The sequence below is a fragment of the Acidovorax sp. genome, assembly GCF_027492855.1.
GTDB lineage: Bacteria > Pseudomonadota > Gammaproteobacteria > Burkholderiales > Burkholderiaceae_C > Acidovorax.
In genome coordinates this window covers 1-24,079 of record NZ_JAPUDY010000096.1, presented here as the reverse complement: position 1 = coordinate 24,079, position 24,079 = coordinate 1, and the positions used below count along the sequence as shown (strand labels likewise).

The 24,079-nt window shown below is 66.5% G+C and carries 19 protein-coding genes; 9 read left to right on the top strand and 10 right to left on the bottom strand.

Annotated elements, in window-relative coordinates; translation table 11 throughout:
• Window positions 1-4: 4 nt before the first annotated feature.
• Window positions 5-1,735 carry an AMP-binding protein gene (locus tag Q0105_RS18175; protein WP_298213680.1) on the bottom strand — a complete coding sequence of 577 codons (1,731 nt, stop codon included), beginning with the start codon at window positions 1,733-1,735 and terminating at the stop codon, window positions 5-7.
• A gap of 165 nt (window positions 1,736-1,900) precedes the next feature.
• Between Q0105_RS18175 and Q0105_RS18170 the strand changes: the two genes are divergently transcribed.
• The 3 genes from Q0105_RS18170 to Q0105_RS18160 all read left to right on the top strand — a co-directional run bounded on the left by Q0105_RS18170 (window position 1,901) and on the right by Q0105_RS18160 (window position 7,120).
• The gene (locus Q0105_RS18170; RefSeq protein ID WP_298213678.1) at window positions 1,901-2,920 is read left to right on the top strand and encodes an AraC family transcriptional regulator; all 1,020 of its coding nucleotides are present in this window, start codon (window positions 1,901-1,903) and stop codon (window positions 2,918-2,920) included.
• Window positions 2,921-3,215: 295 nt separating this feature from the next.
• Entirely contained in the window at window positions 3,216-6,386 is a 3,171-nt protein-coding gene (locus tag Q0105_RS18165) for an EAL domain-containing protein (RefSeq protein ID WP_298213676.1), read from the top strand.
• Window positions 6,387-6,451: 65 nt separating this feature from the next.
• Window positions 6,452-7,120, top strand: coding sequence for a glutathione S-transferase family protein (locus Q0105_RS18160; protein ID WP_298213674.1), 669 nt, complete (start codon window positions 6,452-6,454; stop codon window positions 7,118-7,120).
• A 22-nt stretch (window positions 7,121-7,142) separates the two neighbouring features.
• On the opposite strand, the gene Q0105_RS18155 is transcribed toward Q0105_RS18160, so the two are convergent.
• From Q0105_RS18155 to Q0105_RS18140, 4 genes are read right to left on the bottom strand one after another with little or no spacing between them, the layout of a single operon-like run.
• Window positions 7,143-8,558 (bottom strand): patatin-like phospholipase family protein, encoded by a 1,416-nt coding sequence (locus Q0105_RS18155; RefSeq protein ID WP_298213672.1) that lies wholly within the window; start codon window positions 8,556-8,558, stop codon window positions 7,143-7,145.
• A gap of 34 nt (window positions 8,559-8,592) precedes the next feature.
• The gene (locus Q0105_RS18150; protein ID WP_298213670.1) at window positions 8,593-9,246 is read right to left on the bottom strand and encodes an HAD family phosphatase; all 654 of its coding nucleotides are present in this window, start codon (window positions 9,244-9,246) and stop codon (window positions 8,593-8,595) included.
• A 50-nt stretch (window positions 9,247-9,296) separates the two neighbouring features.
• Window positions 9,297-9,713 carry a YchJ family metal-binding protein gene (locus tag Q0105_RS18145; protein WP_298213710.1) on the bottom strand — a complete coding sequence of 139 codons (417 nt, stop codon included), beginning with the start codon at window positions 9,711-9,713 and terminating at the stop codon, window positions 9,297-9,299.
• A 26-nt stretch (window positions 9,714-9,739) separates the two neighbouring features.
• Window positions 9,740-10,447 carry a DUF4197 domain-containing protein gene (locus tag Q0105_RS18140; protein ID WP_298213669.1) on the bottom strand — a complete coding sequence of 236 codons (708 nt, stop codon included), beginning with the start codon at window positions 10,445-10,447 and terminating at the stop codon, window positions 9,740-9,742.
• A gap of 144 nt (window positions 10,448-10,591) precedes the next feature.
• Between Q0105_RS18140 and Q0105_RS18135 the strand changes: the two genes are divergently transcribed.
• Entirely contained in the window at window positions 10,592-11,071 is a 480-nt protein-coding gene (locus Q0105_RS18135) for a YetF domain-containing protein (RefSeq protein WP_298213667.1), read from the top strand.
• A 127-nt stretch (window positions 11,072-11,198) separates the two neighbouring features.
• Window positions 11,199-12,323, top strand: coding sequence for a peptidoglycan-binding domain-containing protein (locus tag Q0105_RS18130; RefSeq protein WP_298213665.1), 1,125 nt, complete (start codon window positions 11,199-11,201; stop codon window positions 12,321-12,323).
• Between the two features lie 133 nt (window positions 12,324-12,456).
• Here the strand turns inward: Q0105_RS18130 and Q0105_RS18125 are convergent, their stop codons facing one another.
• Complete coding sequence (locus tag Q0105_RS18125) at window positions 12,457-13,524, bottom strand: hypothetical protein (RefSeq protein WP_298213664.1); 1,068 nt, start codon at window positions 13,522-13,524, stop codon at window positions 12,457-12,459.
• A 164-nt stretch (window positions 13,525-13,688) separates the two neighbouring features.
• Between Q0105_RS18125 and Q0105_RS18120 the strand changes: the two genes are divergently transcribed.
• From Q0105_RS18120 to Q0105_RS18105, 4 genes are read left to right on the top strand one after another with little or no spacing between them, the layout of a single operon-like run.
• Window positions 13,689-14,336 (top strand): response regulator transcription factor, encoded by a 648-nt coding sequence (locus Q0105_RS18120; protein ID WP_298213662.1) that lies wholly within the window; start codon window positions 13,689-13,691, stop codon window positions 14,334-14,336.
• Window positions 14,333-16,873, top strand: coding sequence for an ATP-binding protein (locus Q0105_RS18115; protein WP_298213659.1), 2,541 nt, complete (start codon window positions 14,333-14,335; stop codon window positions 16,871-16,873). Before Q0105_RS18120 ends, Q0105_RS18115 begins: the two co-directional genes overlap by 4 nt.
• Window positions 16,870-18,690: a hybrid sensor histidine kinase/response regulator gene (locus Q0105_RS18110; protein WP_298213657.1), complete on the top strand. Its 1,821-nt coding sequence runs from the start codon at window positions 16,870-16,872 to the stop codon at window positions 18,688-18,690. The genes Q0105_RS18115 and Q0105_RS18110 overlap by 4 nt, the downstream gene beginning before the upstream one ends.
• Complete coding sequence (locus Q0105_RS18105; RefSeq protein WP_298213654.1) at window positions 18,687-20,573, top strand: hybrid sensor histidine kinase/response regulator; 1,887 nt, start codon at window positions 18,687-18,689, stop codon at window positions 20,571-20,573. The genes Q0105_RS18110 and Q0105_RS18105 overlap by 4 nt, the downstream gene beginning before the upstream one ends.
• Window positions 20,574-20,650: 77 nt before the next feature.
• Here the strand turns inward: Q0105_RS18105 and Q0105_RS18100 are convergent, their stop codons facing one another.
• The 4 genes from Q0105_RS18100 to Q0105_RS18085 all read right to left on the bottom strand — a co-directional run.
• Window positions 20,651-21,781 carry an acyl-CoA dehydrogenase family protein gene (locus tag Q0105_RS18100; RefSeq protein WP_298213652.1) on the bottom strand — a complete coding sequence of 377 codons (1,131 nt, stop codon included), beginning with the start codon at window positions 21,779-21,781 and terminating at the stop codon, window positions 20,651-20,653.
• A 38-nt stretch (window positions 21,782-21,819) separates the two neighbouring features.
• Window positions 21,820-22,488, bottom strand: coding sequence for an SDR family oxidoreductase (locus Q0105_RS18095; RefSeq protein ID WP_298213650.1), 669 nt, complete (start codon window positions 22,486-22,488; stop codon window positions 21,820-21,822).
• Window positions 22,489-22,564: 76 nt separating this feature from the next.
• A complete protein-coding gene (locus Q0105_RS18090; RefSeq protein WP_298213649.1) occupies window positions 22,565-23,197 on the bottom strand; it encodes a pyridoxamine 5'-phosphate oxidase family protein in 633 nt (210 codons plus the stop codon).
• Between the two features lie 19 nt (window positions 23,198-23,216).
• Window positions 23,217-24,079: acetyl-CoA C-acyltransferase (locus tag Q0105_RS18085; protein WP_298213647.1), on the bottom strand; the 863-nt coding region annotated here is incomplete at its 5' end.

Sequence of the window (24,079 nt, the reverse complement as noted above, 5' to 3'; positions counted from 1 at the left end):
TTTCTCAAGCGGTTTTTGCTTCGACCAGGCCCAGCTGGTCCTTCATCTCGTCGCGGATCCTGAACTTCTGGATCTTGCCCGTCACCGTCATCGGAAAGCTGGTGACGAAGCGGATGTAGCGCGGCACCTTGTAGTGCGCGATCTGGCCCTTGCAGAAGGCGCGGATGTCGTCCTCGGTGGGCTTCGTTCCGGGCTTGGCGATGATCCAGGCGCACAGTTCCTCGCCGTATTTCTGGTCGGGCACGCCCACCACCTGCACATCCTGCACCTGGGGATGGCGGTACAAAAACTCTTCGATCTCGCGCGGGTAGATGTTCTCGCCGCCCCGGATCACCATGTCCTTGATGCGGCCCACGATGTTCACGTAGCCCTCGGCATCCATGGTGGCGAGATCGCCGGTGTGCATCCAGCCATCCGCATCGATGGCCTCGCGCGTCTTGGCCTCGTCGCCCCAGTAGCCGTGCATCACCGAATAGCCCTTGGTGCAAAACTCGCCGCGCTGGCCAATGGGCACCACGGCGCCAGTGTCGGGGTCCACGATTTTGACCTCCAGGTGCGGCTGCACCTGGCCCACGGTAGAGACACGCTTGTCCAGCGGGGTGTTGGTGCTGCTTTGGCAGCTCACGGGGCTGGTTTCGGTCATGCCGTAGGCAATGGTGATCTCGCGCAGGTTCATCGCGCCCACCACGCGCTTCATCACCTCGGTGGGGCACGGCGATCCAGCCATGATGCCGGTGCGCAGCGTGCTGAGGTTGAACTCCGCAAAACGCGGGTGGTCCAGCTCGGCGATGAACATCGTGGGCACGCCGTGCAGGCCGGTGCAGCGCTCGTCCTGCACCGCCTGCAGCACCGTGAGCGGGTCGAACCCGTCGTTGGGGTAGACGATGGTGGCGCCATGCGTGAAGCAGGCCAGGTTGCCCAGCACCATGCCAAAGCAGTGGTACAGCGGCACGGGGATGCACAGGCGGTCCTCGGGCGTGAGCTTCATGCATTCGCCGATGAAGAAGCCGTTGTTGAGGATGTTGCGGTGCGTGAGCGTGGCACCCTTGGGGAAACCCGTGGTACCGCTGGTGAACTGGATGTTGATGGGGTCGGTGGCCTTCAAGGTGGCGGCCACCTCAGCCAAGCGCGGGTCGGCCGCGTCGCCGCGCGCGATCAGGTCGGAAAAACGCAGCAGGCCCGGCTCGTTGGCACCCTGTCCGGCCTCGTCGATCCACACCACCGTGTTCAGCAGCGGCAGTTGCTGGGCCTCCAACTGGCCCGGCGTGCCGTGTGCCCACTCGGGCGCCAGCTCGCGCAGCATGCCCAGGTAGTCGCTGGTCTTGAAGCGCGCCATGCTCACCAAGAGCTTGCAGCCCACTTTGTTGAGCGCGTACTCCACCTCGGCAGTGCGGTAGGCGGGGTTGATGTTGACGAGCACCAGGCCGACTTGCGCGGTGGCCAGTTGCATCAGCACCCACTCGGCATTGTTGTGCGACCAGATGCCCACGCGGTCGCCAGGCACCAGGCCCTGGCCCAGCAGCGCACTGGCCAGGCGCTGCGCTTCGGTCTGCAGTTGGGCATAGGTGTAGCGGAGCCCCTGGTGCACGCTCACCAGCGCTTCACGGTCGGGCTGACGGGCCGCCATGTCGGCAAAAAAGGCTCCGATGGTCTGCTCGATCAGGGGAACATCGGTGGCGCCTTGGGCGTAGCTGCCTGTCAGCGGCGCGGGGTTCACGGAAGCTGCACTCGTCATTCGTTGGGTCTCCTGGGTCGCCCGGCCCTGCGCACGGAGGGCCGCGACCCATAAGCATAGAAGCGTGCCCCCCCAATGGGTTGCCACAATGGTTGCAAATCGTGCCACGACTAGGGCACACTCGGGACGGTGAAATCCCTTGCATCCCCACCAGCCGCTACACCCATGGCGTTCGTGCGCGCCATTGCGCTGGCCTACGAACGACGCGGCCTGAACCCCGAGCGCGCCCTGGCCCAGGCACAGATTGCGCCGCAGCTTTTGCAAGACGACGAGGCCCGCATCACGGCCTGGCAGATGGAGCAAGTCTCGGACGCGGCGATGCAGGAGCTGGATGACGAGGCGCTGGGCTGGTTCAGCCGCCGCCTGCCCTGGGGCAGCTACGGCATGCTGGCGCGCGCGTCCATCAGCTCGCCCCACCTGGGCGTGGCGCTGGCGCGGTGGTGCCGCCACCACGGGCTGCTGGCGGACGACATCGCGCTGCACCTGACCACGCAGGACGGTATAGCCACCTTGGCCATCACCGAGGCACGCGACCTGGGTGCCTTGCGCGAATTCTGTCTGGTGTCCATGCTGCGCAACCCGCTGGGCCTGTCATGCTGGATGGTGGATTCGCGCATCCCGCTGCTGTCGGCGCAGTTTGCGTTCGCGGCGCCCGCGCATGCCCAGGCGTATGGCGTGCTGTTTCGCGCACCGGTCACCTTTGGCACAACGCACACCGCCGTCACGTTCGATGCACGCTACCTGGCCCTGCCCCTGCGGCGCGACGAGGCCGCCCTGCGCCAAATGCTGCAGCACGCCCTGCCGCTCACGGTGCTGCAATACCGGCGCGATCGCCTGCTGGTGCAGCGCGTGCGGCAGTTGCTGGGGGCGCCGCAGGCGGGCCACGGCGGGTATGCCGCAGCCGCCCTGCCGTTGCACAGCGCCGACACTCTGGCCCATCTGCTGCATGTGTCGCCCCGCACCTTGCACCGCCAGCTCAAGGAGGAAGGCGCCACACTGCAGGGACTGAAGGATGAGGTGCGCCAGAGCCGTGCCATGGATTTGCTGCACCGCACCGACCGCCCCATCAAACAGGTGGCCGAGGCGGCTGGGTTTGTGAATGAGAAGAGTTTCATTCGCGCGTTTCGCGGTTGGACGGGACAGTCACCCGCCGAATTCCGCCGCAGCGCACGCAACTCGGCCTAACCCGCCCCCTGCGTCCTCACGTTGCGGCCAGACAACACCCGCCGCCGGAGAACCCTGCCCCCGCCCCGCCCGTCCTGGTGGCGGGCAGCGCGCTCCCTTTCATCTCCGATTCGACTTGTGACACAAACCCATCTTGTGCCACCATGGCGCCGCGCATCTTGAATGAAATTACAAATTACTACATATTCGTGCGACCCCCACAGGATGAATCCGCGCTGAGCCGCAGGCCCGCCCTCTTGCAGAACTTGCGTCTGCGGACATGCATCCAAGCTGTGACCTCTGCGCTCCCACATTGATGAAAGCTCCTCTTCGCTCGTATCTCTTGTTGCTGGTGGTTGCGCTGGTCATCCCGCTGATCGGGGCGCTTGGCTTCAACGTGCTGCGCAACGCAGAAAACGCCCTGGACGACGCCCGGGCAGCCCAGCGCTCGCTGTCGGCCAGCATCGCCGCCGATCTTTCGAGCAAGATCGCATCGGCACACGAGATTCTGCGGCTCATCGCCGATCGGCCCCAGGTCCAGGCCATGGACCCTGCGCGGTGCGACGACATGCTGGTGGACCTGAACGCGCTTTTGCCCGAGTTCGCCAACATCGCCTACTCCGACCGCGCGGGCAACATCCTGTGCTCGGCGATACCCCTGCCCGACAACCGGCCGGTGAACGTGGGCGCCACCGACTGGTTTCAGACCACCATGTCCGAGCAGCGCTTCAATGTCGGCGGCCTCCACTTGGGCGCGATCACGGGCAAATGGATCTCGATGCTGAGTGTGCCCGTGCGTGACCTGGACGGAGAGATCGTAGGCGCAGTGCACCTGCCTCTCGATCTGCGGGTATTCCGGCCCCGCCTCGATGCGTGGGAGCTCCCGCCGAACAGCCTCTTCGGTGTCATCGCGACCAACGGCACGCTGATCTGGCACAACAACAACGCCAACCTGCTCATCGGCTCTCGCCCGGACTGGGCCACCGACAGCAAGATCGCAGAGATCCGCACAGGGGATTTCGAACTCACCAGTGCCGACGGCATCGCGCGCCACTACGCATCCGCTGCCGTCCCCGAAACCAACTGGGTCGCTTTTTTTGGCGTACCCAGTGCCGCGGTCACCCGCCACGCACAGCGCGAGGCCATGACAAGTGCCGCCGTGGGCCTGTTCATCGTCCTGGCCCTGGCTCTGTTTGCCTTGGCGCTGGCACGGCGCATCGAACGTCCCCTCGACTCGTTGACGCAGGCGATCTACCGTTTCAGCCAAGGCCAACCGGCCGCTCTGGCCGAGCCCTCCGGCCCCAGGGAGCTGGTCGATCTGGCCACGGGCTTCAACACCATGGTGGAGGATCGCCTGCGGATCGAATCCGAGCTCCACGCGCAGAGCAGCCAACTACAGACCGCCAAGGACCGCCTTGGCCTGGCCATGCAGATTGCGCAGATGGGCATGTGGAGCTGGGACCTGCAGACCCAGATGGTGCAGAGCGACGACATCCTGGCGCAGATATTCGGCCACGCCCCGGAGAAGCTGGCCCGCATGCCAATAGCCACCTGGCGGCTCTGGACCCACCCCGATGACTTGCCGATGCTGGACCGGACCCTGCGCGCCAGCCTGAAGGGCGAGACGGAACAATTCGAGGCCATCCAGCGCATTCGCCACAGCGACGGGCACTGGATCTCGGGCCTGTGGCGCGGCCGCGTGACCCAGCGGGACGCGCAGGGGCAAACCCTGACCATGATGGGCTCGTTCCACGACATCACAGAGCGCATGCAGGCGCACGAAAAACTGCAGCTCGCAGCCAGCGTGTTCACCCATGCGCGCGAAGGCATCATCATCACGGACCCGCGCGGGACCATCATCGACGTGAACGACATGTTCACGCAGATCACCGGCTACACACGCGAGGAAGCGATCGGCAACAACCCCAGCATGCTCCAGTCCGGCCGGCAAGGTCCGGAGTTCTATGCCAACCTCTGGCAGAAGCTCATCGTCCACGGCCATTGGAGCGGCGAGATGTGGAACCGCTGCAAGGATGGGTCGCTGTACGCCGAGATGGTCACTATCAGCGCCGTACATGGCGCCAACGGCGAAGTGCAGCACTACGTGGCGCTGTTCACCGACATCACCCAGCTCAAGGAACACGAGAGCCAGCTGGAGAAGGTGGCCCATTTCGACGCCCTGACCGGCCTGCCCAACCGGGTTCTGCTGGCCGACCGCCTGCAGCAGTCCATGCTGCGCTGCCAGCGTGCAGGCCAGTCGCTGGCGGTGGCCCTTCTCGACCTGGACGGGTTCAAGGCCATCAACGACCACCACGGCCACGAACGCGGCGATGAGTTGCTGGTGGCATTGGCCCACCGCCTGAAAGCGGCCCTGCGTGAGGGCGACACGCTTTCTCGCACTGGCGGCGATGAGTTCGTGGCTGTGCTCGTCGATCTGGAGCATGCGCAGAACTGCGAGCCGGTGCTTGCACAAATGCTGCGCGCGGCGTCCGATCCGATACAGATCAGCGATGCCCTGCTGCAGGTCTCCGCCAGCATCGGCGTGACGCTGTACCCAGCCGACGGCGTTGACCCCGATCTCTTGATTCGCCACGCCGACCAGGCCATGTACCTGGCCAAGCAGGCAGGCAAAAACCGATACCACCTGTTCGACGTAGCCCACGACTCGGCAATAAAGGCCCAGCGCGAGGAGATCGACCGCCTGCGCAAGGCCCTGGCGCGCGGCGAGTTCGTGCTGTACTTCCAGCCCAAGGTGAACATGCGCACCGGCCAGGTCCTCGGGGCCGAGGCGCTGATCCGCTGGAACCACCCCGAACGCGGGCTGCTTCCGCCCGCCGCCTTCCTGCCCGCCATGGCGGGCCATGCCATCAGCATCGAGGTAGGGGAATGGGTTCTCGCCACGGCACTGCGCCAGATGGCGCAATGGCGGAAAGAGGGGATCGAACTGGCAGTGAGCGTGAACATCGACGCACTGCAACTGCAGAGCGAAGGCTTTGTGCCTCGGCTGGCGGAGCTCCTGGCCGCACAGCCCGACGTGCCGCCGAACCACCTGGAGCTTGAAATCCTCGAAACCAGCGCGCTGGAAGACATCGCCCAGGTCGCCGACATCATGCAGCGCTGCCAGACCTTGGGGGTGCGCTTCGCGCTCGACGATTTCGGTACCGGCTACTCCTCGCTCACCTACCTCAAGCGCCTGAATGCAGAAGTCATCAAGATCGACCAAAGCTTCATCCGCGACATGCAGAGCGACCCCGACGACCTGGCCATCGTCAAAGGCGTGATCGGCCTGGCCCAGGCCTTCCACCGCGAGGTCATCGCCGAGGGGGTGGAAACCATCGCCCATGGCGCCCTGCTGCTCCCCCTGGGCTGTGAGCGCGCACAGGGCTACGGCATCGCTCCGCCCATGCCTGCCAGCGAGTTGCCCGGCTGGGTGCTCCACTGGAAGCCCGACAGCACCTGGAAAGCCCACTCAGAAACTCCGCGTTGACCCGTGGCCCCTCCATTCACAGCAGCGCCCCGGCTTGCGTCAACGCTGCATCTTTCCCGCACGCCATGATCCACCTGTACCACTGCGTCAGCGCCCGCTCGTTCCGCCCCTTGTGGATGCTGGAAGAGCTGCAATTGCCCTACACCCTGCATATGCTGCCCTTCCCGCCCCGCGTCCTGGCGCGCAGCTTTCTGGAGCTGAACCCGCTGGGCACAGTGCCGCTGATGGTGCAGGGCGACGTGCGCATGACCGAGTCTGCAGGCATCTGCCAGTACCTGGCCGCTGCGCATCCCGATGCGGGCCTGGACGTGCGCCCAATCGACCCCGCTTTTGGTGCCTACCTCAACTGGCTGCACATGAGCGATGCCACTCTCACCTTCCCGCAAACTCTGGTACTGCGCTACAGCCGCTTCGAGCCCCCCGCACGCCGACAGCCCCAAGTGGTAGAGGACTACAGCCGCTGGTTCCTGGCCCGGCTGCGTGCCGTCGAAGCCGCGCTGGCACATGGTGAGCACCTGTGCGCGGGCCGCTTCACAGCGGCCGATGTGTCGGTGGGGTATGCGCTATTGCTGGCAGAGCACCTGGGGCTGGCTGCGCAGTTTGGCCCAGCCACACAAGGCTATTGGCAGCGCCTGCAAGAGCGCCCCGGCTACCAGCGGGCGATGGCCGCGCAGATCGAGGCAGCCCAGGCGCAGGGTGTGCCCACCACCCCTGCACCCGACACGCAGCCCTGAGCGGCCGCGCAACCCACAGCCCTCAGTCGCTGGCCTGCAGCGACCGTTTGGCTGGCTGCGCGGGCAACAGCGACTGCACCAGCGCCCGAAACTCAGGCGAGTGGCGCAGCACGCTGCCACCCGCCTCGATGAGGTCTGTCACCTCTTCGGGGCTGATCGAGAACGCCGTGGGCACCTGAAGCAGGCGACGGCGCGCAATATCGTCCGGCGCGTCGCGCAGATTCACGGGGATGACATGGATCTCGGCATCGGGCGCAAATACGTCAGCGCTACCAGCAGGGTTAGAAGCCAGCGACTGCCGCCATTGCCGGGTGACGTCGCGCAGAAACTCCTGCGTCTCGCGCGTGGCGCGCGCGCCCGTGCCGAACAGCAGGGCATCCACCACATGCGCCATGTTGGGCACCTTGTCGCTCATGTCGACGTTGACAGAAGGGTCGCGCTCGGCATTCACCGTGATCAGCACCAGCTTGCGGATGGTGCCGGGCGCAATACCCGCGTCGCTGAAGGTCTCCCGTAGCCCCCCGCCTGCAAGAGCCCGGTCAAGCAGCCGCTGCACGCCCAGGTTATCGGCCAAGCCACCATCCAGCAGGTGAATGTATGGTTTGCGCTGCGCATCGGCGTAGCTCAGTTCGTTCGCGCGGAACAGCCGCGCCCGGTAGTCGCCCATGCCTGCCTGCGAACGGATGCCTCCGGGGGCCTGGCGCGCGGGGCACTGGTCGGCGTAGTTTTTGAGTGTCATCGGGCTGAGCAACAGCGGCACCGCCGACGAAGAAGCCACGGCAAACGACAGCGGCACCTTGCGCAGGTCCGAGCAGATCAACGAGAACTGCTCTCTGGTGAACTCAAAACCCGCGCCCAGCGACATGTCGGTGGCCATGATGAGCAACTGCGGGCGCCGCGGACGGTGCTCGATGTCGCCAAAGGTGAGGCCGCCGTACAGTTCGTCAAGCCGCCGCGCCAGCAGGTGGGTGCGCCCCAGCCAGGGTGAGGTCAGGTCCACCAGGTTGGCCGGACGCAGCACCTGCGTGATCAGGCTGTTCTGGAAGTTCTGGCGCAGAAACTCGTGCTCGAAGCGGGGTAGCTCGTCGATACCGTGTGCCGCAAGGTACGCGGCAACGATGCTGCCGCCCGAGACGCCACTGACCACGTCGGTGACGTCAAGCAAGGTGGTGTCATGGCCGTTCCATTCAAAACGCGTGGCCTGCATCTCGGTCAACACGCCAAAACTGAAGGCGGCCGCCCGCGCGCCGCCGCCAGAAAGCGTCACGACGACGAGGATGGAGGGATCGTGCTCGATCTTGCGCTCGGGGACGGCCTGGTCCTCGGGTTGCAGAGGCTCATTGATCCAGGGCCGCACCGACGAGCAGCCCGCCAGCACAGCCAGGGCGGCTACCACCGCAGACCGCCACAACCACTGCTTCGCGCGCTGTATCGGCATCGTGCTCTCCCAAGGTTTTTGGTTTTTCCCCGTGTCAGCAGCCCAGCAGCGCGGGCAGCTCGGCCATGCTGCAAAACAACTGCGATGCGCCTGCACTGCGCAGGGCCTCTCCACCACCCTGCGGTGCATAGCCAAACACCGTGGCGCCCGCGGCAACGCCTGCGCGCACGCCAATGGCCGAATCCTCCACCACGGCGCAGCGTGCCGGGTCAGCCTGCAGCGCGGTAGCGGCGGCCAGATACACGTCTGGTGCAGGTTTGGTCTGGGGCACTTCGTGGCCGCTGAAGATGCGGCCCTCAAAAAAAGGCATCAGCCCGACCTTGGTCAATTGCATCTCCACCTTGAAGCGGTCGGCCCCCGAGGCACAGGCAATGCGCCCGCCCTGGTGGGCATATACGCGCTCAATGGCGGGATGGATGTGCTCGATGGCAACCAGTCGCCTGTCCAGTTCGGCATTGCGCCGCGCATAAAAGCTGGCCATCCACTCGTCGGTGAGCGGCCGGCCCGTCTCGGCCTCGATGCGGGCGGTAGCGCTGCGCACGGTCCGGCCGATGAAATAGTCCATGCACTCTTCGTGCGTGATGGCCCAGCCCGACTCGTTGAGCATGTCGCGCAGCACGCCGTTGGTGATGGGCTCGCTGTCCACCAGAACACCGTCGCAGTCAAACAAAATTGCTTCAAATTTCATAGCATTTAGCGCTTATCAATCAAGCGCTAGAGGTCATTTTCACTCAAATATCAACCACGAAAATCGCCATCCACATAGAACCAGCGTCCGCCTTCACGCACGAAGCGGCTGGTTTCGTGCAGGCGCACGGCGCGGCCGCCCAGGCGGTAACGCGCCACGAACTCCACCTCGGCGCTGTCTGCGCCCGTGGTGCGGTGGCTGCGCACTTCCAGCCCCAGCCACTGGGCGCCCGCGTCGAAGTCCAGCGCGGCAGGTCGGGTGCTGGGGTGCCAGGTGGCTTGCAGGTAGTCGGCCTGCTCGTACACAAAGGCGGTGTAGCGCGAGCGCATGAGGCTTTCGGCATCGGGCGCCGGGGCGCTGCTGCCGCCACTGGTCGAATCGAGATAACGGCCACAGCAGTCGGCATAGCGCAGTGCGGCCGCCGCTTTGCCGGGCTTTCCCCCGGGGGCGCGCCCGCAGGGGCACAGGTCGCTTGCTTTGGGTGCCACGGTGCTCAGCGCAGGGTGCCAAACACCTTCCGGGCGATGGCGCTGCCCGCGCCCGCGGGGTTCTGACGGATACGGCGCTCTTCTTCGCCAATCATGGTGTACAGGCCATCCAGCGTCTTGCCGGTCACGTACTGGGCCAGGTTTGCGTCCTCGGCCTTGAGCAGGCCGAAGCTGGCGGCCTTGCCCGCAACGGCGTTGTACTTTTGTGTCAGGCCCACCTTTTCCGTGGCCTCGTTCACCACGGGCAAAAAGCGCTGACCCAACGGCGTGCGGGTCTTGTCGGCAAAGAAGGCGGTGACCGAGTTGTCGCCCCCGGTGAGGATGTTCTTGGCGTCGGTCACCGACATGCTCTTTACCGCGCCCACCAGCAGGTCCTGCCCCATGGGCACGGCGGCCTCTGCAGCGCGGTTGATGGAGACGATGAGTTCATCAATGCGCCGGCCCTGGCCCAGGGACTTCATCACCTTGGCGGCGTCGTCCAGATAGCCGGGCAGGCCTATGTGCACCTTGGGATTCTTTAGAAAGCCGTCCGGTTGGCCCAGCAGCGACACCGCCGCCTGCGCCCCCTGCGTCAGCGCGGCCTTGAGCCCGCTGGAGGCGTCGGCATTGGTCAGGTCGCCCAGCGACAGGGCCAAAGCCCGCTGGTGCGCAGCCAGCAAAAGGAGCCCGCCCAGAGCGCCTGCGGTGGCATGGTGAAACTGGCGACGCAGCATGAGGTTTCTGTCCTTCCCGGTGTGGTGTGAATACATGTCCTGCGCGGCGGTCCTGATTCCGCTGGCGCAGATGCTGATTTTCACCCACACGCACCGGGCGCAAGCCCTTACGATCTGCAACCCAATGCAACCGGGAGTCGAAATATGTGGACAACAAGCGTGCCGTGGTGGGAGTTTGTGCTGCGCGGCGTGGTGGTGTATGTGTTTTTGCTGATCTTCCTGCGCCTCACGGGCAAGCGGCAGACGGGGCAGTTCGCGCCGTTCGATCTGGTGCTGCTGCTCATCCTGTCGAATGCCGTGCAGAACTCGATGAACGCGGGCGACAACTCGCTGGTGGGCGGCCTGATCTCGGCCGTCACACTCCTCACCTGCCATGTGGCGCTGGCGCAGCTCACGTTTCACTTTTCGAAGCTGGAACGGCTCATCGACGGAACGCCGCAGGTGCTGGTGCGCGATGGGCAGGTGGACACGGCGCTCATGCGCCAGGAGCTGCTCTCGCACGACGACCTGGAGGCCGCGCTGCGCGCCGGGGGCTGCCTGCACCTGCACGAGGTGGAGCGGGCCACTATCGAGACCAACGGGCAGATCACGGTGGTGCTGAGGCGGCGCGGCGACAGCGGCTGATCCTGAGAGCAGCCACGCTTTTCATCTGCGCGTAACCCTTCTTCCGTCGGGTTGCGGCCACCGGGGGCAGCGCAAAAGATCAGGGCCTTTTGTTCTGGCGTTTTTCGCGCCACCACTTCACTGGCCTATGACCACAACCATTACCCGCCACAAAAACCCCTCTCTTTCCAGCACCCGGTTTGGCAGCACCCCATCGCGGCTGCCTGCGATCAGCGCAGCTCTTGTGGCCGCGCTGCTGCTTGCTGGCTGCGAAACCACCAATATGCGCATGGGCAGCGCCGATGCCAAGACAGTGGCCACGGGCAGCGCTGCGGGTGCTGCCACCTCCGGAACCAGCAGCGAACTCGAACGCTGCGAGTCTTCCCTGGGCACCGTGTCGCTCATCGAAAACCAGCAGGCTGGCTGGTACACCATTCTTCGGGACGAATACCGGCTGCCGCCCACTGCCAATCTGCTGCGCTTACTGGTGCAGCAGTCCAACTGCTTCATCGTTGTGGAACGCGGCGCGGCGGGCATGAACGCCATGACCCGCGAGCGCGCGCTCATGCAGTCGGGCGAAATGCGCCAGGGCAGCAACTTTGGCCAGGGGCAAATGGTGGCCTCCGACTACGGGCTGTCGCCCGAGATCATCTTCCAGAACCGCAATGCCGGTGGTGCTTCGGCTTCGCTGGGCGGGCTGGTCGGAGGGCGCGGGGGCGGACTGATCGCGGCCCTGGGGAGCAACATGAACACCAAGGAGGCCAGCACGCTGCTCACCCTCATCGACAACCGCTCGGGCGTGCAGGTGGCGGCATCAGAGGGCAGCGCCTCCAAGACCGACTTCGGAGCCATGGGCCAGTTGCTGGGCGGCTCGGGTGGCGCGCGGCTGGGGGGTTACTCCAACACCGCAGAGGGCAAGGTGATCGTCGCCGCCTTCATGGATGCGTTCAACCAGATGGTGCGTTCACTGCGCAACTACAAGGCGCAGACGGTGCGCGGGCAAGGGCTGGGCGGTGGCGGGCGCCTGGGGGTGGATGGCTCTGCCCCTCCGTCGCAGACGTCTGCACCACGTTCTTCTTCCGCTGGCGGCGCAGCGGGCCTTTCGGTACGTGACGCCCAAGCCAAGCTCAATGAACTGGGGTACAACGCAGGCGCACCCGACGGTGCCATGGGCGGCAAGACGACGGCGGCGCTGCGCGCCTTCCAGAAAGACCGGGGCATCGCGCAATCGGGCAGGCTGGACACCGCCACGATGGCAGAGTTGTCGAAGTAGCCACGGCCGAGGCATTGAAAAAGCCGCCATTGCTTCCAATGGCGGCTTTTTTTGCTTGTTGGGGCGGCAGATCAGCGACGCTGCACCGTGCAATTTCTGGCGGACACCCGCCCGCCAGAAAGCCCCATGCCCATCAGTTTTGCGTGTAGCAGAACTTGTTGGGGATGACGGTGTTGGCGTACGCCTCCACGCTGGCCGCCGTGGGGAACGCGGTGGGCGTCTGGTCTCCCAACAAGCACAGGTGCGCGCCCTTGCGTCCCCAAACGGCCCTGGAGGTAAAGCCCGAGGGCAGAGTCCACAACCCCCAGAACGCCGTAAGCGTTGCGGTGCTTGCATTGCGGTCGAACACCAGGTTGCCCACGTTGGTCATCGGCCCTGCACTGGAGCCCGTACCCGAGCAGTTGGCATTTCCATAGACGGTCACGCCAGTCTCCGCGCTCACCCTGTTGTCTGCCTGCCGCGTGATGCGCCACGTCGAACGGCCCCACTCGCCGGGGCGCACGACCACGCAGAGCTCCTGCTTCCAGTCGCCCTCCGGCAACCCCAGGGCCGCCGCGCCGCAGCTCACCTGGACCGAGCCCACATTGGCAGCAGCCACCGTGCCCGATCCGTTGCTCACCGTGCAGCTCAGGCCCGCAGGCTGGGTCTTGACGGTGACGGCATAGGCGCCGCCGCCCGCCAGGGCCGTCGCAAAGGTGAACCCGCCGTTGCTACCCAGCGACAGATCGTCGCGCCCATTGTTCTGCAGCACCACCGAGCCCCCCGTCAGCCCCGATACCGACCCGCCCACGGTGTAGGTGGCGGCTGCCAGGTTCTCGCACTGCACCTGCACATTGGCCACGTTCGCGGTGGCGTTACCCGTGCCCTGCGACACAGTGCAGCGCTGCCCGGCAGGCTGCGCCTTAACGGTGACGGCATAAGCCGCGCCACTGCTCAGCCGGGTGACAAACACGAAGCTGCCATTGGCGGTCAGGGCCAAGTCGTCTGCCCCGGCGTTCTGCAACGTCAGCGTCTTGCCCGTGCCCAGGCCGCTCACGGAGCCGCCAACCGTAAATGTCCCTGCCGCGGGTGGGGGCGTGGTGCCACCGTCGTCGTCGCCTCCGCCGCAGCCTACCAACAGCACAGCCGCCAGTCCGAGGGGGGCCCAGCGGAATGCGGGGCGTGTGTGGTGCCAGGTGCGCTGTGCGCTTGTCGTGGTCATGAGCGGAAACCTCCTTGGTCGTGAATGAAGGGCGGATTCTGCGCAGCGCAGCGCGCGGCGCGAAACCCTACCCACGTAGGGTTTGCGCGCCACCATTTCCGGGCCACACTTGGCAGAATTTGCCCCTTTCAACCCTGGCTGAACCGGGCCACGGCCCCCCTGAAATGTCCCTCACCCCCTACGCACTCATACTGGACGACCATCCGCTGGTGGCGCACGGCATGGCCGAATTCCTGCGCGCGCGCCTGCCGCAGATGGAGGTCGTGGTGGCTGGTGATGCGAACGATCTTCTCCGCTGGGTGGAGAGGCGGGGCACACCGACCATCACGCTCATCGACTTCTGGCTGGCGGAAGGCGCTGCAGTGGGCCTGATCGCCCGGGTGCGCAGCCACTGCCCCGGCATGCCCATCGCCGTGATCAGCGGCGACGATGACCCAGCAGTGATGGACCAGGCCCGGCAGGCAGGCGCGCAGGGCTTCATCCACAAGCAGGCGGCGCCCGAAACCTTTGGCCTGGCGGTAGAAGCCTTGCTAGCCGGGCTGAAATGGTTTGAGCCGAGCCTGCCGGGCAGCCAGCCGCCGCGCAGTCGCGACCTTCCGGTGACCCCGGCCGAGCTGGGGCTTTCCGCACGCCAGGGCCAGATTCTTGCGCTGGTGCTGCAGGGGCTGCCCAACAAGCGCATCGCGTCGCAACTGGAGATTGCAGAGAGCACCGTGAAGGAGCACGTGACGGGCATCCTGGAGCGGCTGCGCGTGCGCACACGGGTCGAGGCCATCACCCTGTTGCGCGGGCGGCGGCTGGAGCTGTCTTGATACGCCTTTTCCAGTCTGTCCGGTCTGCAGTGCTGGCCGCAGCCCTGTGCGTGATGGGTGCCCTGCCCGCCGTGGCACAAGCACCAAGCAATTCGGACATGGCCGAGCTGAACCGGCTGCAAACCCTGTCGCAGCGCAACAGCGCCGAGGCCGTGCAGGCGCTGCAGGCGGCGGCTCCGCGCTTTGCCAATGCGGCCGATGCCGATGCCCGCCGCACCTACCTGGCAGCGCTGACAGACGCAGCCTTTGAGACCGGGCAGACTGCGGTAGTGACCCAGGGCATTGCGCAACTGAAGGCGCTCGCGGCCGCGCAGAACGATGCCTCATCGCAGGTGCTGGCCGCCTGCTTCGAAGCCCGGCGGCTGGCCGTCGCGGGAAAGACGCGCGCGGGGCTGGATGCACTGGCGCGCGAAGCGGCCTCAGCCGATCAGGTCCCAGACCCCTGGGTGCGTTGGATGTACTACCTGACGCTGGGCGCCTTGCACAGCAGCAACGGCCAGTTCGAGGAGGCGATGACCCACCTGCTGCGCAGTCTGGAGCTCTCGCGCACGCTGCCAGGTCAGGCGGCCACGTCCGAGCTGCGGTCACACACCCACCTGGTGCTGCTTCACTTCGACATGAAGAACCCGGACCGGGCGCTGCAGACCATCCGCGAGACGCTGCCCCTGGCCACAAAGCTGGACGCCCAGCAGGCGCTGGGCTGGCTGCACCTGCACCGCGGCAACGTGGAAAACGTGCGGGGCAACCTCGACACCGCCATGGCCGCGTACCGCCAGTCCCTGCAGATCGCTCGGGCCGGCGGACTCAGCGGGCTCAGGGCCACGGCACTGAACAACCTGGGCGACCTCCTCCTGCAGCGCAAGGCCTATGCCGAGGCCGAACCCGTGATGCGCGAGGCCATGGTCGCCTACCGCGAAGCGCAGGAATTGAATGGGGCGGCACTGGCGCAGGCCAACCTGGGTTTTGCGCTGATGGGCCAGGGCCGCATCGCGGCCGGCGTGCTCGAGGTGGAAGCCGGTATCCGGTTCGTGCACGAGGCAGGATCTCAGCCCATGGAAGAGCTGCTGCTGGGTGAGTTGTCGCGCATGTACGAGCAGGCTGGCCTGTACCGCGAAGCCATCGACACCACCCGCAAGCAGCAGGCACTGACCAAGGTGCTGTTCCACACCGAGCGCGATCAGGCCGTGACCGCGCTGCAGGAGCGCTTTGACAGCGTCGAGCGGCAACGCCAGATCGAGCAGCTTGCGCAGGCCAACCAGGTCCAGGATGCCGAGCTGCGCGTGCGGCGCATGCAGCAGATCGGGCTGGCGGGCACGGTGGCGCTGGCCTTGCTGGCAGCCGGTGCCAGTTTCAGGCGGTACCGGCGCACCCGCACGGCCAACGAAGCCCTGGCCGCAGCCCGGCGCCAGGCCGAGGATGCGCTGGCCGAGAAGAACCTGTTCCTCGCGACCGCCAGCCACGACCTGCGCCAACCTGTGCATGCCATGTCGCTGATGGTCGAGGCGATCAGCCTGCGCAATTCCGACCCCATCCTTCGGCCCCTGGTGGCCGACCTGCGCAACAGCATGCAGGCCATGAACCAGCTTTTCAACGCGCTGCTGGACCTTGCACGGTTGGAATCGGGCCAGCCGCTGGGAGCGAAGAGCACGGTGAACCTGAACACGCTGCTCGCGGACGTGGTGCGCCTGTTCCGTGAGCAAGCCAGCCTCGGCGGCCTGGCGCTGCGGCTGCGGCTGCCGCGTGGTGGCGCCACCGTGTGGGCCGAGCCGATGCTGCTGCGCCAGGCGCTGGCCAACCTGGTGCAGAACGCGATCCGCTACACACCACAGGGCAAGGTGCTGGTGAGCGTGCGGGCGCGCGGCGGCGACTGGCTGGTGGAGGTGCGGGACACGGGCATCGGCATCGCCGTGGCCGACCAAGACCGGGTGTTCAGCCCGTATTACCGGGGCGAACGGGCTGACCACATGGACGACGCCGGGCACGGCCTGGGGCTGGCCGTGGTGGCGCGTTGCGCCGAACAGATAGGCGCCACCTACGGCGTGCAGTCGCGGGCAGGCCGGGGCTCGTGCTTTTGGCTGCGGTTGCCGGCCCAGGCCGCCGCAGCGGCCAGACCACCCGAGCCCACCACCCTGCGCAGCGACGCGACCACAGTCCGCCCGCTGCGGGGTCGCTGCCTGGTGCTGGACGACGACCGGCAGGTGCTCAAGGCCTGGCGCGCCATGTTCGACGCCTGGGGCGTCACAGCAGCCTACGCTTTCACGGGGGCAGAGGCGCATGCTCAGCTCGACGACGGGTTCGAGCCCGACGTCATCTTCTGCGACCAGCGCCTGCGCTCGGGGGAGAACGGCTTTGACATCTTGCAGGCCCTGCTGGCGCGCTGCCCCCAGGCGCGGGGCGCCATGGTGAGTGGCGAGTTCGATGCCCCGCAATTGCATCTTGCCGAAGAGGAGGGCTACCTCGTGCTGAGAAAACCCGTGGACGTGGCCGAGTTGCATGCGCTGCTGAGCCGCTGGCTGGCCCTGGCCGACCACGCATGACACCCTCCACAGCCGACACATCCGGCACGCCCAGCCCCGACGGTTGGCTGCGGTTGCTCGACACCTCTTTCGCACGGCTGCGGCTGGGCATGTCGGTCATGCCCCTCATGGGGCTGCTGTTTGGCCTGCTGCTGGGTTGGCAAGGTGGCCGGGCGGCACCCCTGATCGCCTGGGGGTGCGCGTATGTGCCAGTGCTTCTGTTCGTGCACTGGGGCCACCGGCGATACCTGCGCGATCGCGCGCAGCGCGCCCCCGACGCGCTGCTGGCCATCTGGGGCCGCCGCGTGCGCTGGTTGGCACTGGGCCACGGCATGGGTTTGTCGCTGTCGGTGGTGTTGTCGCTATTGCTGGGCCATGCGCGCTACGAATTCATGCTGCTGCTGCACATCACGCTGGCAGGCATCTTGGCGGTCAACTCGGCGCAGATGACAGCCACGCTGTCGGTGTACTGCGCGTTCTTCGTGGGCGCCACGAGCGGGCTGGTGATGATTCCCTGGACGTTTCCTGAGCAGTGGCCGTTTGTGCTGCCCATGACGCTGGTGATGGCCACCGTGATCTACCGCAGCGCCATCAGCTCCAACCGGTTCTTCGTGCGCCAGGTGGTACTGGAAGAGCGCAGCCGCGACCTGGCCGAGCGCTACCGCGAGGCCAGCCATGCCGCCGAGGCCGCCCTGGCCGAGAAGAACCGCTTTTTGAGCACCGCCGCCCACGACCTGCGCCAGCCGGTGCACGCCATGGCGCTGTTGGCCGAGGCCATTGCGCTTCAGGGGCAAGACCATCCGCGCATCGGGCCGCTGCTGGGCCAGTGGCGGCTGAGCATGCACTCTCTGAGCCAGATGTTCAACGCCTTGCTCGACCTGTCGCGCATCGAGTCGGGCACGGTGGAACTGCGGCCTGCACCCGTGCCGCTGGCTGGTTTGTTCGCCGAACTGCAGAATCAGTTCGGCACCGAGGCCGCCGCGCGTGGCCTGACCTTGCGCATGCGTCCGCCCCCTGCGCACGCCACGGTGCTGGCCGATTCCGCACTGATGCGGCAGTCGGTGGCCAACCTGGTGCAAAACGCCTTGCACTACACGCAGCGCGGTGGCGTGCTGGTGGGTGTACGACGGCGTGGCAGCCACTGGCGGCTGGAGGTGTGGGACACCGGCGAGGGCGTAGCACCTCAAGAGCAAACGGCGATCTACGAGGCCTTCTATCGCCCCCAGCGAACAGGGCACATCCACCGCGAAGGACATGGCCTGGGGCTGGCCGTGGTGGCGCGCTGCGTGGCGCTGATGGGCGCGCGCCAAGGCCTCGCCTCCCGGCCCGGCCAGGGGTCTTGCTTCTGGATCGAGCTGCCCGCCACGGCCCCATCCACACTAGCGGCCGCCGTGCGCGATGCACAGCACACCGCGCCGCACGCCTGGCCGCGCCTGCGAGGCCGATGCCTGGTGCTGGACGATGACCCCCACGTGCTGCGCGCCTGGACGGCGCTGCTGAACGGCTGGGGGGTGGAACTGCGCACGGCCCGCCACCCCGGCGAAGCCCACGCCCATCTGGACAGCGGATTTACCCCCCAGGTCATCCTGTGCGACCAACATCTCGCATCGGGCGACAGCGGCTTTGACGTGCTGCGCGCCCTGCTGGAGCGTTGCCCCACGGCACGCGGCGCCATGGTAAGTGGCGAGTTCGACGCACCTGCGTTGCAGGCTGCCGAAGAGGACGGCTACCTCGTGCTGAGAAAACCCGTGGACGTGGGCGACCTGCACGCACTGCTCAGCCGCTGGCTCGTGGCGCCGGGCGAGGCTGCCGTTGGTGTGGGAGGGCCTCAGCCGTGAAGGTGGTGGCACTGTGGCGGCGGTGGTTCCCCCGCCCGCTGGAAACCGGCGACCTGGCCGAACGCGGCCAGGTGCGCATGCTGGAACTGACCCACCAGCGCCTGGCCCAGGGCATTTTTGCGATGCCGCTGCTGGGAGTTTTGTTCACGATGTGGTTTCAGGGGCTGGGCCGCAACCCCCTGGGCATGCTGGCCTGGACCGTGCTGTACGCGCTGGCGGCGGTGGCCGTGTTTGTGCAATCGCGCCAACTGCGGGCCAGTCGCAACGGCACGGCAACCCCCGACGACGACGACGCCGCCTGGCTGCGGCGCTGGCGGCCCCGGGTGCGCAACACCAGCCTGGGGCAGGCCCTGGGCCTGGCTTCGCTAGGCGCCATCGTGGTGCTGACGCCGGGGCGCTCCAGCTTCGACTTTGTGCTGTTGCTGCATGTGAGCCTGGCGGTGGTGATTGTGGGCACCGCCACCTTTCAGCTCCCCTCGCTGGGCACGTTTCTGCGCTTTTATGGTTTTGGCTGGGGGGTGATCTCCGTGCTGGTGCCACTGTCGCTATCGCAATGGCCCAACCTGTTCGGCAACCCGACCATGCCGGGTGGATCGCCCGCATCGCCCTGGCGCTTCATCATCCCCATGTCGCTGTTGCTGATGGCGGCGCTGTACAGGCATGCCGTAGTGGCGCACAACTTCTTCCTGCAACAGGTGCGGCTTGAAGAGGAAAGCCTGCGACTGGCCCAGGAGGCCCAGCAGGCCCACGCCGAAGCCGAGCAGGCGCTGCGCGCCAAGAACCTCTTCCTCAGCACTGCCAGCCACGACCTGCGCCAGCCCATCCACGCCATGGGGTTCCAGATCGAGGCACTGGCGCGGCGCAACCACGACACGGCCCTGCTTCCCGCGCTGGACGACGTGCGCCGCAGTCTGCGCTCGGTGAGCCTGATGTTCAACGCGCTGCTGGACCTCTCTCGCATCGAGAGTGGCTCCCTTCAGGCACGCCGCCAGCCCGTGGCCCTGCGGCCGCTGCTGCACGACGTGGCCCTGCTGTTCCGCGCCGAAGCGCGCGACCTGGGCCTGGCGCTGCGCGAGCACCTTCCACCGGAGGATGCCACCGTGCTGGCCGACCCCGTGCTGCTGCGCCAGTGCGTGATCAACCTGGTGCACAACGCACTGCGCTACACCCGCCAGGGCGGCGTGCTGCTGGCCGCGCGCCGCCGGGGCGGGCAGTGGCGCATCGCCGTGTGGGACACCGGCGTGGGCGTGGCCGAGCAGGACCGCCACCGCATCTACCAACCCTACGAACGCCTGCAGCGCGGCACCACGCCGATGGATGCAGGCCACGGGCTGGGGCTGGCCGTAGTGGCCCGCTGTGCTGAACTGATGGCAGCCGAACACGACCTGCGCTCGCGGCTGGGGCGGGGATCGTGCTTCTGGCTGCAACTGGCCGCCACGACCGCCGTGTTGCCCCCCGAAGGCAAGACTGCGCCCGCTGGCATGGGCGCAGCCCCACCGCCCTTGCCCCCCGCCCTGCACGGCACTTGCCTCGTGCTGGACGACGACCCGCAGGTACAACAGGCTTGGTGCAACTTGCTGCACAGTTGGGGCCTGAAAGTGCGCTTGGCCGCCAACGCACAAGAGGCGCTGGCGGCAGCAGCCAGCGGCCCGGCCCCCGACGTGGTGCTGTGCGACCAGCGCCTGCGCTCGGGGGAAAGCGGCTTCGACATCCTGCAAGACCTGCTGGCGCGCTACCCCCAGGCGCGTGGCGCCATGGTGAGCGGCGAGTTCGACGCCCCGCAATTGGGCATCGCCGAGGAGGAAGGCTACCTCGTGCTGAAAAAACCCGTGGACGTGGCTGAGCTACACGCGCTGCTGTCGCAATGGATAGCGCAAAAATAGTGATTAAAAGAGGCTCTACCGCCTATTCAACAAGCGCAAACAGCTATCAAATACATAGCAACCTCTACGCTACTCCATCAAGCCAGCGCCCGCTGAATGATGATCTTCTGCACGTCGCTCGTGCCTTCGTAGATTTGGCACACGCGCACGTCGCGGTAGATGCGCTCCACCGGGAAGTCGTTCACCACGCCGTAGCCGCCCAGCGTCTGGATGGCGGCGCTGCACACGCGCTCGGCCATCTCGCTGGCGAACAGCTTGGCCATGGCGGCCTCTTTCAGGCACGGCTTGCCCGCATCGCGCAGCGCGGCGGCATGCCAGATGAGCTGGCGCGCGGCCTCGATCTGGGTGGCGCAGTCGGCCAGGCGAAAGCCCACGGCCTGGTGGTTGAAGATGGCGGTGCCGAAGCTTTCGCGCTCTTTTGAATACGCCAGCGCCGCATCAAACGCGCTGCGCGCCATGCCCACGCTTTGTGCGGCGATGCCGATGCGACCGCCTTCGAGCGCACCGAGGGCGATCTTGTAGCCCTCGCCTTCCGCACCGATCAGGTTCTCGGCCGGGATGCGGCAGTTGTCGAAGTTGATCTGCGCGGTGTCGCTGCTGTGTTGGCCCAGCTTGTCTTCGAGCCGCGCCACCACATAGCCGGGGTTGCTGGTGGGCACCAGGAAGGCGCTCATGCCCTTTTTGCCCGCGCCTTTGTCGGTGACGGCAATGACGATGGCCACGTCGCCATTTTTGCCACTGGTGATGAATTGCTTGACGCCGTTGATGACGTACTCATCGCCCTGTTTGGCGGCCGTGGTGCGCAGTGCCGAGGCGTCAGAGCCCACATGTGGCTCGGTCAGGCAGAAAGCGCCCAGCATCTGGCCCTGGGCCAGTGGGGTGAGCCAGTCGCGCTTTTGCTGCGCATTGCCGTAGCGCATGAGGATGGCGTTGACGGGGCAGTTGGTCACGCTGATGGCCGTGCTGGTGCCGCCGTCACCGGCCGCGATTTCTTCGAGCACCAGCGCAAGCGTGAGGTAGTCAAGGTGGGCACCGCCAAACTCTTCGGGCACGCAGATGCCATAGGCGCCCAGGGCGGCCAGGCCCTGGTGGGCATCTTTGGGGAAGTGGTGTTCCTTGTCCCAGCGCGCGGCGTGGGGCCACAGCTCGGTTTGGGCAAAGTCGCGCACCGCGTCGCGGATCATTTCCTGGTCTTGGGTCAGCAGCATGGGGTGTCTCCGAAAGTCGTTGTTCGTTGAAAAATGAATTACCAATGCGCGGCGCGGCGGCCATCGTGGTGCAGCAGGCGGCCCTTGTCGGCGGGCGTGAGGCCCGCCACCGTGCTGCGCATGCCACGCACGCTCTCTTCCACCGTGAGCGGGGCGCCTTCACCGCCCATGTCGGTCTGCACCCAGCCGGGGTCGATGGTGACGAGCGTGGCGCCGGGGTAGTCGTGCTGCGCCGCCGCCACCGCCATGTTGAGCGCGGCCTTGCTGGTGCGGTAGAGCCAGGAGCTACCGTTTGGCACGCTGCCGATCTGCGCCATGGACGACGAGATGAATACAAACACCCCGCCCGCATCGGCCACCAGCGGCGCTACCTGCGGGATGGTTTGCATCGCGCCCAGCACATTGGTGTGCATGACGGTATCAAAGTCTTGTTGCGTGGGCGGCGTGAGCGCGTTGGGGCGGCGGATCACGCCCGCCACGTACCACGCGGCATCGATCTTCTCGCCATCGAGCTGCCAGGCCAGGCCGCTCACGCTAGCGGGGTTGGCCACATCGACGGTGAGCGCATCGGCACCCAGGGCCTGCACGCGCGCGCGGCCTGCGTCATCGCGCACGGTGGCGATCACGTGGCAGCCCGCCTCGGCGTACTGGCGCACCAACTCCAAGCCAATGCCCCGCGATGCACCCAAAATCAATACCGTGGTCATGAAAAATCCGATGAAATTGGCCAGTAGCGCTTATTGAATAAGCGCGAACAGCTATTAAAACAATAGCAAATCAATCTCAGGCATCGCCCAATTGCTGCTCTTGCGCCAGTTGCGCGCGGTAGCGCTGCAGCATGGCGACCTGCGACTCGGGCTCGGTGGCCAGCCCCATCTGGTCGTGGATCATCTGGCCCAGCGTGGGCAGCATGGCGCGTTCCACCTGCGCATCGGCGCTCCACAGGCGCGAGCGCATCAGGGCCTTGGGGCAGTGCAGGTAGGCCTCAGCCACGCGCACCTCGATGACGAGTTTGGGGCGCTGGCGCTCGGCGGTGAAGAAATCGGTATAGATCGCCTCGTCGCGCAGGCGGGCCGTGCCGTTCACCCGCAGGGTTTCGTCCACGCCCGGAATCAGAAACAGCAAACCGATGCGCGGGTCTTCGAGCAGGTTGGCCAGGGTGTCGAGCCGGTTGTTGCCGCTGGCGTCGGGCAGCAGCAGCGTGTGCACGTCGGGCGACTTCACAAAGCCTGGCGCGCCCCCGCGCGGCGAGGCATCGAGCAAGGCGCCTGCCCCACCGCCACTGGCCAACACGCAGAAAGGCGACAGCGCGATGAAGCGCTGGCAGTGCGCATCAAGCTGCGCCTGCTGTTTGCGCACGGCCCGCTCGCCAGGGGCCGCGTAGAGGGCGCGCAGTTGTTCATGGTTGGTGATCATGGGCGCCCTCCGTGCCGTGTCAGACCAGTTCCAGCGCCACGGCCGTGGCTTCGCCGCCGCCGATGCACAGCGTGGCCAGGCCCTTCTTGAGGCCTCGCGCCTTGAGGGCGTACATCAGCGTGACCATGATGCGCGCGCCGCTGGCGCCAATGGGGTGGCCCAGGGCGCAAGCGCCGCCGTTGACGTTGACCTTGTCGTGGGGCAGATCCAGCTCCTTCATGAGCGCCATGGGCACCACTGCAAAGGCTTCGTTGATCTCCCACAGTTGCACGTCGCCCACGGCCCAGCCTGCCTTGGCCAGCGCCTTCTGCGTGGCGCCCAGGGGCGCGGTGGCGAACCATTCGGGCTCTTGCGCATGCGTGGCGTGGCTCACGATGCGGGCCAGGGGCTTGGCACCGAGCTTCTTTGCGGTGGATTCGCGCATCATCACCAGCGCGGCGGCGCCGTCGTTGATGCTGGAGCTGGAGGCGGCGGTGATGGTGCCGTCTTTCTTGAACGCGGGCTTGAGCGTAGGAATCTTTTCGAGCTTGACCTTGCCGGGGCCTTCGTCCACCGACACCACGGTTTCGCCCGCACGGGTCTTGACGGTGACGGGCACGATCTCGGCCGCGAACGCACCAGACTCGGTGGCGGCCTTGGCGCGCTGCACGCTGGCGGTGGCGAAGGCGTCCTGCTGTTCGCGCGTGAAGCTGTATTTGGCGGCGCAGTCTTCACCAAAGGTGCCCATGCTGCGGCCCGCTTCGTAGGCGTCTTCCAGGCCGTCGAGCATCATGTGGTCGAAGATGCGGTCATGGCCCAGGCGGTAGCCGCCGCGGCCTTTTTGCAGCAGGTAGGGGGCGTTGGTCATGCTCTCCATGCCGCCCGCCACCATCACGTCGTGCG

Coding starts and splice junctions, on each gene's coding strand:
- Q0105_RS18175 (WP_298213680.1), bottom strand. CDS start 1,735: ATGACGAGTGCAGCTTCCGTGAACCCCGCGCCGCTGACAGGCAGCTAC.
- Q0105_RS18170 (WP_298213678.1), top strand. CDS start 1,901: ATGGCGTTCGTGCGCGCCATTGCGCTGGCCTACGAACGACGCGGCCTG.
- Q0105_RS18165 (WP_298213676.1), top strand. CDS start 3,216: ATGAAAGCTCCTCTTCGCTCGTATCTCTTGTTGCTGGTGGTTGCGCTG.
- Q0105_RS18160 (WP_298213674.1), top strand. CDS start 6,452: ATGATCCACCTGTACCACTGCGTCAGCGCCCGCTCGTTCCGCCCCTTG.
- Q0105_RS18155 (WP_298213672.1), bottom strand. CDS start 8,558: ATGCCGATACAGCGCGCGAAGCAGTGGTTGTGGCGGTCTGCGGTGGTA.
- Q0105_RS18150 (WP_298213670.1), bottom strand. CDS start 9,246: ATGAAATTTGAAGCAATTTTGTTTGACTGCGACGGTGTTCTGGTGGAC.
- Q0105_RS18140 (WP_298213669.1), bottom strand. CDS start 10,447: ATGCTGCGTCGCCAGTTTCACCATGCCACCGCAGGCGCTCTGGGCGGG.
- Q0105_RS18135 (WP_298213667.1), top strand. CDS start 10,592: ATGTGGACAACAAGCGTGCCGTGGTGGGAGTTTGTGCTGCGCGGCGTG.
- Q0105_RS18130 (WP_298213665.1), top strand. CDS start 11,199: ATGACCACAACCATTACCCGCCACAAAAACCCCTCTCTTTCCAGCACC.
- Q0105_RS18125 (WP_298213664.1), bottom strand. CDS start 13,524: ATGACCACGACAAGCGCACAGCGCACCTGGCACCACACACGCCCCGCA.
- Q0105_RS18120 (WP_298213662.1), top strand. CDS start 13,689: ATGTCCCTCACCCCCTACGCACTCATACTGGACGACCATCCGCTGGTG.
- Q0105_RS18110 (WP_298213657.1), top strand. CDS start 16,870: ATGACACCCTCCACAGCCGACACATCCGGCACGCCCAGCCCCGACGGT.
- Q0105_RS18100 (WP_298213652.1), bottom strand. CDS start 21,781: ATGCTGCTGACCCAAGACCAGGAAATGATCCGCGACGCGGTGCGCGAC.
- Q0105_RS18095 (WP_298213650.1), bottom strand. CDS start 22,488: ATGACCACGGTATTGATTTTGGGTGCATCGCGGGGCATTGGCTTGGAG.
- Q0105_RS18090 (WP_298213649.1), bottom strand. CDS start 23,197: ATGATCACCAACCATGAACAACTGCGCGCCCTCTACGCGGCCCCTGGC.